This is a genomic window from Photobacterium pectinilyticum (assembly GCF_024357955.1).
GTDB classification, from domain to species: domain Bacteria; phylum Pseudomonadota; class Gammaproteobacteria; order Enterobacterales; family Vibrionaceae; genus Photobacterium; species Photobacterium pectinilyticum.
In genome coordinates this window covers 15,179-27,746 of sequence record NZ_JANEYT010000025.1, presented here as the reverse complement: position 1 = coordinate 27,746, position 12,568 = coordinate 15,179, and the positions used below count along the sequence as shown (strand labels likewise).

Annotated in this window: 13 protein-coding genes; 6 read left to right on the top strand and 7 right to left on the bottom strand. The window is 44.2% G+C overall.

Annotated features, from left to right (window positions below):
- Positions 1-62: 62 nt before the first annotated feature.
- Positions 63-581: a DUF4136 domain-containing protein gene (locus NHN17_RS12475; protein ID WP_255042888.1), complete on the bottom strand. Its 519-nt coding sequence runs from the start codon at positions 579-581 to the stop codon at positions 63-65.
- 514 nt (positions 582-1,095) lie between these two features.
- Here NHN17_RS12475 and NHN17_RS12470 point away from each other — a divergent pair.
- The 4 genes from NHN17_RS12470 (at position 1,096) to NHN17_RS12455 (ending at position 3,419) form a co-directional block, all read left to right on the top strand.
- Positions 1,096-1,599 carry a hypothetical protein gene (locus NHN17_RS12470; protein WP_255042887.1) on the top strand — a complete coding sequence of 168 codons (504 nt, stop codon included), beginning with the start codon at positions 1,096-1,098 and terminating at the stop codon, positions 1,597-1,599.
- 65 nt (positions 1,600-1,664) lie between these two features.
- Positions 1,665-2,471, top strand: a complete 807-nt coding sequence (locus NHN17_RS12465; protein ID WP_255042886.1) for a crotonase/enoyl-CoA hydratase family protein — start codon at positions 1,665-1,667, stop codon at positions 2,469-2,471.
- 40 nt (positions 2,472-2,511) lie between these two features.
- Entirely contained in the window at positions 2,512-3,087 is a 576-nt protein-coding gene (locus NHN17_RS12460) for a rhomboid family intramembrane serine protease (RefSeq protein WP_255042885.1), read from the top strand.
- On the top strand, positions 3,081-3,419 hold the full coding sequence (locus NHN17_RS12455) for a DUF1840 domain-containing protein (protein ID WP_255042884.1): 339 nt from the start codon (positions 3,081-3,083) through the stop codon (positions 3,417-3,419). The genes NHN17_RS12460 and NHN17_RS12455 overlap by 7 nt, the downstream gene beginning before the upstream one ends.
- A 9-nt stretch (positions 3,420-3,428) precedes the next feature.
- Here the strand turns inward: NHN17_RS12455 and NHN17_RS12450 are convergent, their stop codons facing one another.
- The 3 genes from NHN17_RS12450 to NHN17_RS12440 form a co-directional block, all read right to left on the bottom strand.
- On the bottom strand, positions 3,429-4,076 hold the full coding sequence (locus tag NHN17_RS12450) for a DJ-1/PfpI family protein (protein WP_255042883.1): 648 nt from the start codon (positions 4,074-4,076) through the stop codon (positions 3,429-3,431).
- 278 nt (positions 4,077-4,354) lie between these two features.
- Complete coding sequence (locus NHN17_RS12445; protein WP_255042882.1) at positions 4,355-5,479, bottom strand: endonuclease/exonuclease/phosphatase family protein; 1,125 nt, start codon at positions 5,477-5,479, stop codon at positions 4,355-4,357.
- A gap of 90 nt (positions 5,480-5,569) precedes the next feature.
- Complete coding sequence (locus NHN17_RS12440; RefSeq protein WP_255042881.1) at positions 5,570-6,838, bottom strand: O-acetylhomoserine aminocarboxypropyltransferase/cysteine synthase family protein; 1,269 nt, start codon at positions 6,836-6,838, stop codon at positions 5,570-5,572.
- Between the two features lie 256 nt (positions 6,839-7,094).
- Between NHN17_RS12440 and NHN17_RS12435 the strand changes: the two genes are divergently transcribed.
- Complete coding sequence (locus NHN17_RS12435; RefSeq protein ID WP_255042880.1) at positions 7,095-8,300, top strand: anaerobic sulfatase maturase; 1,206 nt, start codon at positions 7,095-7,097, stop codon at positions 8,298-8,300.
- Between the two features lie 14 nt (positions 8,301-8,314).
- Complete coding sequence (locus tag NHN17_RS12430; RefSeq protein ID WP_255042879.1) at positions 8,315-9,811, top strand: sulfatase family protein; 1,497 nt, start codon at positions 8,315-8,317, stop codon at positions 9,809-9,811.
- Between the two features lie 58 nt (positions 9,812-9,869).
- Here NHN17_RS12430 and NHN17_RS12425 read toward each other — a convergent pair whose 3' ends face one another.
- The 3 genes from NHN17_RS12425 to NHN17_RS12415 all read right to left on the bottom strand — a co-directional run bounded on the left by NHN17_RS12425 (position 9,870) and on the right by NHN17_RS12415 (position 12,445).
- Positions 9,870-10,541: a Crp/Fnr family transcriptional regulator gene (locus NHN17_RS12425; RefSeq protein ID WP_255042878.1), complete on the bottom strand. Its 672-nt coding sequence runs from the start codon at positions 10,539-10,541 to the stop codon at positions 9,870-9,872.
- Between the two features lie 310 nt (positions 10,542-10,851).
- Positions 10,852-11,934, bottom strand: a complete 1,083-nt coding sequence (gene rodA / locus NHN17_RS12420) for a rod shape-determining protein RodA (protein WP_255042877.1) — start codon at positions 11,932-11,934, stop codon at positions 10,852-10,854.
- Between the two features lie 82 nt (positions 11,935-12,016).
- Positions 12,017-12,445, bottom strand: a complete 429-nt coding sequence (locus tag NHN17_RS12415; RefSeq protein WP_255042876.1) for a hypothetical protein — start codon at positions 12,443-12,445, stop codon at positions 12,017-12,019.
- Positions 12,446-12,568 lie beyond the last annotated feature (123 nt).

Sequence of the window (12,568 nt, the reverse complement as noted above, 5' to 3'; positions counted from 1 at the left end):
AGATTATCGATGATTTGTCTTAAGTATGAGAAATTATCGTTTTGTCTAAATTAATGAATATATTAATTAGGTGGGTATTCTTTAAACATTTCATTGATTTGGGTATCAATGAATGTTTTTCGAGATGATGGAGTCATGGTCTCGGTAAGTCGGCGCTGAGAGGCTGAGCGCCATACAACACTATTGGATTTTGTATCAATAAGTTCGACAACTATTTTTCCATAACGGTATTCTCTAATCTGTGTCGGTGTTGAATAAGCAATGCCAGCACTACGATGCCTGTACCCAAAGCCGAATGACGTGCCGTAGGTTTGAAAGTCACTTTGCTCAACAATAGAGTGTCTAATTAATAAGTCACCATTTTCATTGACGCCAGTGAGGCCTTTAGTATAAAGCTGAGTGGTAATAGCATCCTCAATCCTACTGCCATCTAAGGTTGTCGCTTGGGTGGTTGAGAAGGGGGCAAACTCGTAGGTCTTGTAATTACTGTAATTAACAGCGGCATTATAATCGGTGACTACATCTTTGGTGCAGCCAATAGTAACGAGGATAAATAATATTATAATTAATGGCTTAAACATACAAAGACCTATATCAGCTTGTATACAGACGCGTTGAAAGCTAAAGTTTAGAATGTATTTTCACTAATGATGAATCCATCGTTAAACTCGACCGAAATAGGCGATGTATCCTTTAGCTTATTATGAATATGTAAGCTATGCGGAAATTGGCAATAGATCTCATACTCTTTGTGTAACCCATTGTCTAGAAAAGCATCCAGTACCTCTGTGGTATCTGCAATTAATAATCTTGAATGGGGCTCTAAGTACATATCTGACTCACATCACACTTTTGATCCAATATGTTTAAGCATAGCTTAGCGATGTGCAATTGCTTACAAGTAAGGTGAAAGGAGGGCTAATTGCTTAAGCAGGATAAATTGAATGATAGGAATGAGATAGAGGTAAGTAGAAATTCTCACTATGCTTAATGAATAAAATAAAAGCGTAACCCACTGACAATTAACGCTTCAACGTTGATTTAAAAGCATGATGTCTATTCAGTCGGTAATGTTAGGTAAGAGAAGGTGTGGATATGGGGAAAACAGGTGTGGTACTCATTAGTTGTTTGCTGGTGAGTGCCTGTAGTGGTCAGCGTTATTCAAAGCCCACCGTTAATGAAAGCAAAGATATTGCCAGTCTTTCGGCCCAATATGTTAACGCGACAAGAGGTGGAGGGTGGGACTTTACTTCACTGATCCCCGGAAAGGTTTATCATCCGCGTGATGGCTACATCCATTACCAGCGTTTATGGTGCTTGGATGAAAGTAAAGGATCAATTGAAGACTTCCATAGGTTTATTGCCGACGTTTGTGATAGTAAAGGCGGTGAGATGGCTGAAGACTGGTGTATCTCTGGCAGTCATACATACCCTTTATTCAAGGCAACGATAGAGACCACAGGGACTAAATGTTCTGGCGGGGATGTGGCTGCAAGTGTAGATACCATTGAGCCCATCTCATCCTCAACAACGTCCGAATGGCGGTTACTTGCGGAGAAAAAAGGATTCGTGCCAGCCACAAAGCTGAATACCCAATGAGGTGCTTTGTTGAATTTGTGTTAATGTTCATAATGTAACTGGACAGACCACACAAAGGAGTGCTTATGTCATGGACAAGATTGCTAGTTGAAGAAGAAAACGGCGTTGTCACTGTTGTGCTTAATCGGCCAGATAAGTGTAACGCGTTGGATATGCCGTTATTTCGAGAGCTTGATAAAGTGAGCCGTGATCTTCGCAAAAGAAAAGATGTTCGAGCTGTTATCGTCCGTGGGGCTGGCGGCAATTTCAGTAGTGGGCTTGACGTCAAAAGTGTCGTGACATCTCGCTCAAATGCGATCTCTTTGCTGGCAAAATGGTTACCTGGCAATGCCAACATGGCCCAGAGAGTATCGAGAAATTGGCGAAAAATACCTTGCCCTGTGATTGCAGTATTAGAAGGTAAATGCTGGGGTGGAGGAATGCAGATAGTTTTGGGCGCTGATTTTCGTATCGCTTCCCCGGGGGCAGAACTCTCGATCATGGAGATACGCTGGGGACTGATGCCTGATATGGCCGGTTTGATGTCACTGCGTGAAGTGGTGCCGAAAGATGTGGCAATGCGCTTGACGATGACAGGTGAAATCTTGGAAGCTGAAGAGGCTAATGCGTTGAATCTGGTCAGCGAAGTGGTAGAAGAGCCTATGGTTCGTGCGAATGCTTTGTGCCAGTCAATTATTAATGGTTCGCCAGATGCCATCGCCGCAGTAAAATTGACAACAAATCGTTGCTGGCATAGTTCTGAACGTCGTTTGCTAGCTAGCGAGACCTTTAATCAAATTAGACTTCTATTTGGTAAAAACTTTCATATTGCGGGCAAGCGCCAACGTAAAAAGGTCGATATTGATTACAAATCAAGGCAGTCATTTTGGTAGTATGTCTTTTACGGTAGATCATATTTAATGGTTGTAAAACATGAAGCTGGATCAGAAAGATAGAGACTCAATAAAGTTTATTGTGACTGTTGTGGTGTTAATCACTATTATCCATATCTTCAACGTAATTACTGCGGGCTATCTTTCTGACTTTGGCTTGTTACCTCGTCACTTTAATGGGTTTACTGGAATTATTGCCTATCCATTTCTCCATGGGTCATGGGGCCACCTGATCAGTAATATCCTCTCTTTCTCTGTATTAGCCTTCCTTGTTTCCCGAACGGGCATTGCGCGCTTGATCGCCATCTTTATGGTTAGTTGGGTGGGCAGTGGGTTAGGCGTCTGGTTCTTTGGTCGGATGCATTATCATATTGGCTTAAGCGGCATCATTTATGGTTTATGGGCATATTTATTGATGTACGCCATTATGTATCGCAGTGTGAAATCTATCGCGATTGCTATTTTGGTCATGTTTTTCTACGGCTCGATGATTTGGGGCTTTTTACCTACCCGTGAGTGGATCAGTTATGAGAGCCATTTATTCGGAGCGATATCTGGAGGGTTTGCAGGATATCTTTATGCCCGGCGAGATAAAAGGAGGAAGGAATCATGCTAGTGACTTTTAAGTGCAAGGTGCATGGTAATGTTGTGATGTTTGGTGACATTGCTAAGCAGCTACTGAGGCTCATGGGGTATTGTGAAAACATTCCCGGTGCGCTGGATCCGAAAGACATTGATGAGGCACTATCTAGGCTGACCACTGAGGTAAATCGCCTTCGTCAGTTAGAAGAACAAGCTTCTGATGCTGATGCGGTTGATGTCGATGATGTGGCGGATCTAGATATGGAGCCAGTGGTAGGTCTTCATACAAGGGCTACACCGTTGATCGAAATGCTACAAGCAGCGAAAGACGCAAATTGCCATGTGATGTGGCAAGAGGGATGTTAAGAACACCTTCTATTCTACGATATGAAGTGGTGCGAATGGGTCGTCCTCAGAATCATTGAGCCAAAGGTACTCCATCGTAATAGCCAGTTTTCTGGCTGTTTCTTCATTGATGTATGCTTTAATCACAGCAATGAACATATCAAAGCATGCAGTCTGGCCTGATGAGGTAAACACGCGCTGATCTTGAGTCCAACGTGCGACAGGTGCCCATTTAACTTGCTTTCCAAATTGAGTAACCCAGTGATAATGTTGCTTGTTAGTTGTTGCTACATGGCCTTTAAGTAGTCCAGCCTGTGCCAGTAGGGCTGAGCCAATGCAAGATGAGCAAAGCAGAGTGTCGTGGCGATTTTGTTTTGTCAGCCAATCCACCATTCGTTCATCATTGATGGCTTTTTCGATACCGTTGCCGCCCGGTACATAGAGAATGTCATAAGTCAGCAATGCCTGATAGCTCAGGTCAACATTGAGTGGGATACCTTGTTGGCTCGTCATTACCTCACTATTATCAGAAACTAACAGAATATCGAACTTTTCTGGCAAAGCGTGGAATAGCGAGATTGCCGCCGATACCTGAAGCAGGTCAAAGCCTTCAAATAATAAAATCGCTAATGTGTCGCGAGAGGGTACGTCCGGTTGCTGATGCTCTGACATAGACATATTGTGTGTATTGGTTGCCTTAATTTAAGCGTAGCTTTGAGTTATGCCAGAGGCGTTCGCAAGATTGCGTATCTGGTATAATCATCTATACCAGCTTCCGCTTCGCAGTGTGTTGCTAAGAGTACTTGGATTTAATCCTAGTTCATACTGTGGCATATGAGTAGTCTGTCAAATTTAGTGGTATTGGGGTTATATGTCTATAGGACGTTAAAGCCCTTCGCTGTGGAGGGCTTGGTATTTTCGGGGGCGGAAGCGTTAAACCGTTTTTTTATTCATAATTATTGGCGGATGCGAAGCGTGATCATCACAATGGCATGATCAGTACTGTGGCTATCGATATCATAAGACGAGTTGATAAGGTGACGGTCATAAAGGTGGTAGTCATAAACTTCCGCCATACTTTCACTGAAGCCAGGATCAAACTCCCCACTCAGTAAAATGTAATCGAGTACCATGCCTTTTGCGCCGTAATAGAAGGTATACGGAGCAGGGCGCTTTGTTGTGACTGGAGGGGGAAGATCCGCGATATTATCCACTGAACCATTCTGTTCGACGTCAATATTTTCACGGTGGCAGAGGCTTGATTGAAACAGCTGCCAACTATGTTGTAGACGATAGCGCTGTGAAATTGATCGTGAAAGATCATCTTTTATTTGCCGTGCACTATCAGACAACAAGTGGTGTAAAACACTTGTCTCTAATTCATCATTAAAGTCACCCATTAGCATAACTGGATACCCCGATTCGGTTTTACGTGACCAGATAGCATTGATTAGGTGTGCAGCCTCGGCGCTTCTTTGTTGGGTCGAAGCCCATTGACCAAGCATTTCTGATCGTAAAACCTCAACGGCTTTTTGATAAGCAGAAACGTCAGGCGTATTTTGCCGAGAGAAACTGTCGTCGGAAATAGATCTTTTTGACTTGAAATGAACCACATAGCAGTCGCATAGGCCAATTTGTGGTAGTTGAATTGTTGCTCTTAGTGGTTTGCGGCTAAATTCAAACTTGTTGCTGAGCCTAAGGGGTGTATTGAGGTGAGGCTCTTCTGTGACGGCTTGTAGATCTGTAATGGGGAAGCGTGATGCAATGGCAACCACTGGGCTGTCATAAATGTAGTCTCCTTCAATGTTCGGCGAATCGACAACGCCGAAGTAGGGATAACCGGCATTCTGGGTCAGCGCTTTTAATGATTCAGCGGAGAAAACTTCTTGAAAGCCGATAACATCAGGTTGCTGTTCCGTTAAGTAGGTTTTGATCCAAGCTTGTTTTTTGTCCCATTGTTGCTGCGAATAGATATTTTCGAAGTCATAAAAGGCATCGGGTGGGGCGAGGTAATTACATAAATTAAAAGTGGCTATCTTGATTGTGGTATTTGTGTCTTTGGCATCGACTGAATTCTGCAAGTTGCTTTCCACATGATCTACTGTCCTGTAGTTATGATACACCCAAGTCACTGAAAGGTGCAGTGACTTGGATATAAGCTTATAAACAGGTTATGTATTCAGTGCCTGCTCTAAATCTTCAATAATATCGTCGATATGTTCAATGCCCACAGAGAGACGGATCATCTCTGGGCTAACTCCTGCTTGTGCCTGCTCACTTTCACTTAGCTGTCGGTGAGTGGTTGATGCTGGGTGGCATGCTAGTGACTTAGCATCGCCGATATTTACTAGGCGTTTGAATATTTTCAGGGCGTCGTAGAAACGCACGCCGGCTTCATAGCCATCTTTCAGGCCGAATGACAGAATGGCAGAAGGTTTACCTTTCATGTATTTTTCTGCCAGTGGGTAGTATGGCGAATCCGATAATCCGGCATAACTAACCCAGCTCACTTTGTCGTGTTGTTTTAGGAACTCTGCGACTTTCAGCGCGTTCTCGGTATGGCGCTCCATGCGAAGAGGGAGGGTTTCTAACCCTTGCAGCAACATAAAGGCATTCATTGGTGATAAAGCCGAGCCGGTATTACGAAGAGGTACAGTTCGAGCGCGGCCAATAAAGGCTGCTTCACCAAAAGCTTCGGTATAGACAACACCGTGATAAGACGCTTCTGGCTGGTTAAATACGGGGAAGCGTTCCTTGAACTTGGCCCAAGGGAACTTACCGGAATCAACGATCATCCCACCTAATGTTGTGCCATGGCCGCCAACATATTTAGTCAGTGAGTGGACCACTATATCGGCACCGAACTCAATGGGTTTACATAAGGCCGGTGTCGCAACAGTATTATCGACGATCACAGGTACGCCTTGTTGGTGAGCAAGCTCTGCAATTTTTTCCAAATCGATAATATTCCCTGCTGGGTTACCAATGCTCTCGCAGTAAATCGCCTTGGTGTTCTCATCGATCAGAGCGGCTAAGCTCTCAGGCCTATCGTCAGGTGCGAACCGTACTTCAATCCCTTGTTTTGGCAACATATGGGCAAATAGCGTGTAAGTGCCACCGTAGAGTTGAGGTGTAGAAATGATGTTATCACCAGCTTCAGCAAGAGTTTGGACGGCATAATTGATCGCCGCACTACCAGCGCTGACGGCAAGGCCGGCAATCCCGCCTTCTAGGGCTGCCATGCGTTTTTCCAAGACATCATTGGTCGGGTTCATAATGCGGGTGTATATGTTACCCGGTACCGCTAAGTTAAAGAGGTCAGCACCATGTTGAGCATCATCAAACTCATAGGCAACGGTTTGATATATGGGCGTAGCGACTGATTTAGTTGTTGGGCAGGTTTCGTAACCACAGTGTATCGAGAGTGTTTCATCTTTCATATTGTAAGTCCTGTTTCTTCCATGATAAACGACGGAGCAATTAAAAATTATGACGAATGTTTAAATGTATTACAGCGAAGCTGCATTTTAAAACTAAAAAAGTTGCTGAAAATCACATAAAAAGAAGAGTGCAGCCATTTTGGACAAATGTCCTATTTCTACCGTTGTAACTTGCCTAACATCCGCACGCAAACGATTAAATACACTGTGGCTGCGGATGAATATACAAACTTGGAACCCTTCAGGCTGCCATGTCATGGCAAAACCGACAGGATCAAAATGCAATATCGATTGTTCGTATTGCTTCTATTTAGAAAAAGAAAATCTGTACCCTGATCGTGGGCAAGACTGGATGATGGGTGATGAAACCTTAGTCACATATATCCAGCAGCAGATTGAGGCTCAAAGCGGCAACGAAGTCGTATTTGCCTGGCAAGGTGGGGAACCAACGTTACGCGGTCTGGCGTTTTTTGAGCAGGCAGTGTTGCTACAGCAGAAGTATGCCAACGGCAAGAAGGTCGTTAATACTTTTCAAACAAACGGTATTTTAATTGATGAAAAGTGGTGTACGTTTTTTAAGCAACACAATTTTTTGATTGGTATTTCGATTGATGGCCCATCAGAGATTCATGATATTTACCGCAAAACCCGCGCCGGAAAACCTACTCACGCGAGGGTTGAAGCTGCAATTGCCTTGTTAAAGCAATATAGGATTGAATTTAATACGTTAACCGTGGTGAGCAAGGCAAATGTTCACCAAGCAATCACGGTTTATCGTTACCTAAAACAATTAGGTAGCCAACACATGCAATTTATTCCATTGGTCGAAAGAAAAGCGACTGAGAATACAGCCAGTGGGTTAACCCTTATCAATCCCGAGAGCAATATTGCAGGGGAGCTTTGTGAGTGGTCTGTTGAACCGACAGCTTTCGGTGAGTTTCTGACGCGAATATTTCATGAGTGGGTCAGGTTAGATATCGGCAATGTGTTCATCCAAATGTTCGAAAATACCTTTGCCTTAACGTGTGAACAGCCAGCTCAAATTTGTGTATTTGCCCCGCAGTGTGGCAGTGCATTTGCTCTTGAAGCCAATGGTGACTTGTATAATTGCGATCACTACGTGTATCCAGAATATAAGCTTGGGAATATCCGCCAAACAAGCATCATTGAAATGAATCGAAGTGATCGTAACCGACTGTTTAGTATGGCTAAATATGACACTCTTTCCGAGGATTGTCGTCGTTGTGAATTTCTTTCACTTTGCCACGGTGGATGCCCCAAGCATCGTTTTGCCATTTCTTCATCAGGCAAGCCAAACCAAAACTACCTCTGTGCAGGCTATAAAGCGTTTTTTCAATATTCGTCGCCTTACATGGCTTTGATGAAAAAGCTATATCAGAACAATTACCCGCCTGCAGCAATTATGCAAATTATCCAAAAGAAAGAATCTCAACAGCAGTAAATGGAGTATGTGCCATGTTTAAATTAAGTGCTATTGCCAAAGGGTGTGCATTGGCGGCCTTGTCATGCTCGCCGTTTGTACAAGCAGCAGAAAATGTGAGTACAAATGATCAGCCTAATATTATTGTGATCATGGCTGATGATCTAGGGCAGTGGGCAACAAGCTTTCGCAATCAAGATATCATTGAAACCCCTAATCTGGATTACTTGGCAGAGAATGGGGTTCGCTTTGAAAATGGTATGACACCGGCCCCGGTGAGTTCGGCTGCTCGAGCCTCCTTCCATACCGGGAAAATGCCTTCGCAACACGGGGTCTATGATTTCTTGGCAGAAGATCCTAAATTCGATGCCAACTGGCTGGATGGCGAGAAGCTTCTTTCTGAGCGAATGAAAGATGAAGGTTATCGCACCGCCTTGATGGGTAAGTGGCATGCGACGACTGACAGTAAAGATCCGATTCGGGGCTTTGACCGCTGGCTGAGTTATGATGCACTCGAAGCGGGTTGGAAGAACCAATACTTACACTCGGGTACGGTACTGTTCTCAAGTGATGGTGAGAATATGGAGTACACCGGTATCCAAGCGCAATTCTTGACAGATGAGACGCTTAAATTTATTGATCAGGACAATGACCAGCCTTTCTTTGTTAGCCTTAACTATGTTGAGCCTCACTTCCCATTCGAAGGTCTCCCTGAACGCTTGGTAACCAAGTATCGCGGTATTGCGCACAAGGTGGTGGCGTTTGGTGGAAATTCTGTGCTCGATCATATGAGCGACTTTACTTTGGTTCCAGATGACCATGAAGAGCAATTAGCTCAATACTTAGCCGCAGTTACATTACTCGATGATCAACTAGGTAAGCTGATTGATGGCCTTGAAGGGCGTGACTTACTTGAGAACACGGTTATTGCATTTGTTTCTGACCATGGCCTATTAATGGGGCAGCATGGTTTATACGGTAAGGTCAATGCGTCGTTCCCATATAACTATTACGAAGAGACAGTACGTATTCCGTTTGTGGTTTCAGGCCCTGAAAAGTACGTAAGGCAGAAACAAGTGCGTGGTGAATTCGTCGACCTTCTTGATCTACATGCTACTGTGCTGGATCTCGCCGCTGGTGATAAGCAATCCTATGACACAAGTTATGGCCCAGGTAAGACACTGCTACCAATGCTTAAAGGTGAGCGAGTTAGAGAGTGGCGTGAGTATCAGTTTGCAGAACGTGGTAATTCCAGAATGATTTCGAATGGTCATTGGAAACTTATTCGCTACTACCCGAACCCAGAAGTGAACAAAGAACCTGAAGATCACTGGTACGATCTAAGCAACCCGATGGGCGAGCGGTATTTGTCTGAGCCACCACGCGAAGAACTACGAGTGAAGATGATTGCTGATCTCGATGCTTTCTTTGAGCAGTACTCAAGCGATAAATTTGACGGACTGAAGATGTGGGAGTTGGCTTACCCTAACTTCACAACGGAAGATATGTTGAAGCACGAACGCTGGAACTAATTCTTTAGCAATTACTCGTTAGCTGGCCGTCAGTACTGTACATAAGTAGTGAGGCCAGCTACTTATCAATTTCTCTCTCCAAAATCTCTGTTAACAGTGAACGATTTCTGACTCGAATAAAGTTTCTACCTACATCAATGGCATCTTCAACTTGTAGTTGCTTGATAACGCGGTTATAAACGCGGATGCTGGTACCAATCCGTTCTGATTCCAGAGTCTTATTGATATAGAGCTTTTCGCCAGGGTTTTGTTCATCAAAAGAGAGCAGTTCGTCAATCACGCAGTATTTGATGGTGTGAAGGATATTTCGGGTCATCTTTTCAACAGACAAATACCATTTCGATGTGATGTGTTTAAAGACAAACTTGGCCAATTCAGGCGTTTGATAAATGAGCTGGGTAAACTGTTTGGTATCAAGGTGGTAGCCAGTACATTCAGTATTTGCGTAAACAGTATAGAAGCAGGGCTTTTCAGAAAAGAGCTCCATTAAGCCAATGAAGCCATTATGCTTATAGGTACCTAATTGGAAGCGTCGGCCGTGCACGGTTTGACGGTTTAAGCTGATTTCACCTTCTAAAATAAACAGTAGCTGCTCGACTTGCTGCCCTTGGCTGAGAAGTATCTGGCCTTTCTCGAAGCGAGCAGGTTTTACCGTTATCTTGTCTTGATGCTGATTCAGGTAGTTAATTAAGGTTTTCGTGTCGTAGATATCTTCTGAAGTAACGAGCATAGTAATCATTGTTCGATGAGTAATAGAGCAGTATGTTGCTCAATGTGTTGTGCACGAAAGGCGGGTTTGATGAATGCTATGAAAGTATACTGCAAATCTATCGTTTTCCAGTGCTGTTTCTTGTCTTATACCAATCTGGATAAGTCGTTGATCAAGTATTTGCACTGGAAAAATCGTTGTTATCAAGGCAGATATAGCAGTAACTAGTCGCTCTAATTACAAAATATCTAACGCAGAGAACAGCGATTTAAACCAGCAAGACTGATCAAATATTTATGTTGGTCGCGCTTTTTAACCTCAGTAATAGCCTCTATTTACTCTTGTAAGGCTGATACAGACACAACGACATGATAATGCCAAAGCACACACCTTGTGTGATCATCGCGGTGCCGCCATAACTAAAGAAGGGCAGAGGGCTACCCATAACAGGCAGCACGCCGCTTACCATGCCCATATTGATAAAGGCATACAAGAAGAAGCTCAATGACAACGCACCGCTGACCAGTCGGTTAAAGGGCGATTCACATTGACAAGCCAGCCAGATAACTCGACCGGTAATAAACAGGTATAAGCCTAACAAAATCATTGTGCCGAGGAATCCCCATTCTTCCGCATAGGTAGAAAAAATAAAGTCAGTATGGCTTTCAGGGATAAAGCCGAGGTGGCCTTGAGTGGCATTCATCCATCCCTTCCCCTTAATACCTCCAGAGCCAATCGCTATCAGCGATTGGATGATCTGATAGCCCGCCCCAAGAGGGTCCGATTCAGGGTCAAGAAATTGGGTGACACGCTTTTTCTGATACGCTTCCATAACGAAGAACCATAACAGAGGAAGGGCAGTGGCAATGCCGCCAAGAAAAGAGCCGATGATCTTCCAACTCATTCCTGCAAAATAGAGGACAAATAGGGCGTAGATAATCGTAAAGATTGCGCCGTCAAGATCAGGCTGAATAAAAATGAGTCCAGCCGGTACGCCTGTAATCAGCAAGCATAGACCGATTTTTTTTAGATCTGGTCGTCCAGCATCAACAACCAATAGCCAAGCAACCATCATTGGTATTGCGACTTTGACTAACTCTGACGGTTGGAAGCGGATAGGGCCAATTGCCAGCCAACGTTGAGAGCCGTTGGTGCTGTCGCCCATAACTATAACGCCAAGTAGTAAGATCACAGCTAAACCATACAGGTATGGTGCGGCATGCTGATATTTAATCGGTGGAATGGCGGACATAACCACCAAACAAGCCAATGCGATTAAGGCGCGGGTAAGATGTCGTTCGAGCATTGGTTCACTGAAGCCGCTAGCACTCCATACGGTGAGAGAGCCGAGTAATATCAGCGAGATGATGGCGATTAACAAGGGATAATCAATTCTTGGTCTGTAATTAAGCATATTCTTATGTTTCGCAAGCAATAACAATAAGCGCATTGCATAAGCAGATGCGCGTAGCGGTTGTATTTATAGTCAGATGTCGTTAAGGCTTGAATCGTTGATGCTCAACGATGGTTCGGTATTGAATATTGGCTTCTTTCCAGCCTCCTAGGCGGTGGTTGACTTTCAACACCATATAGGCGGACAGCGGCAAGGCGGTGGCTGTCATCGCAACCATGACCCACTGCCTGACAAGTTGACGACGATGCGAAGTTTGAACCGCATATTCGACAGACTGTGCACGTTGTTGGAGCTCTAAGTGCCGCTGCGAAGAAGGTGGAGAACTGAGGGTTATCCAGCCAATGGGTTCATGTTTATGGAGCGACGAGAAATACCATTCCTCTTCATCGCCCGATCTTTGCTCTGATGACTCGACTGCAAGCGCTAAGTGATAGCGACTGTGTTCTAGGCCGGGTTGGAAAAGAAAGCTGATGTAGGTTGAGAGAGAGACAAGCGATAGCCCGAAGAGCAACGTAATGAACTTGGAGAGTGAAAGGGTCGTTTTCATTGCCTGTGTCTAAGCTAAAGCGGTTGATAGCTTTATAATCTCTGAGTGCTGGTAAATTATAGTGTTAGTGAAAAAATGCAATGATTT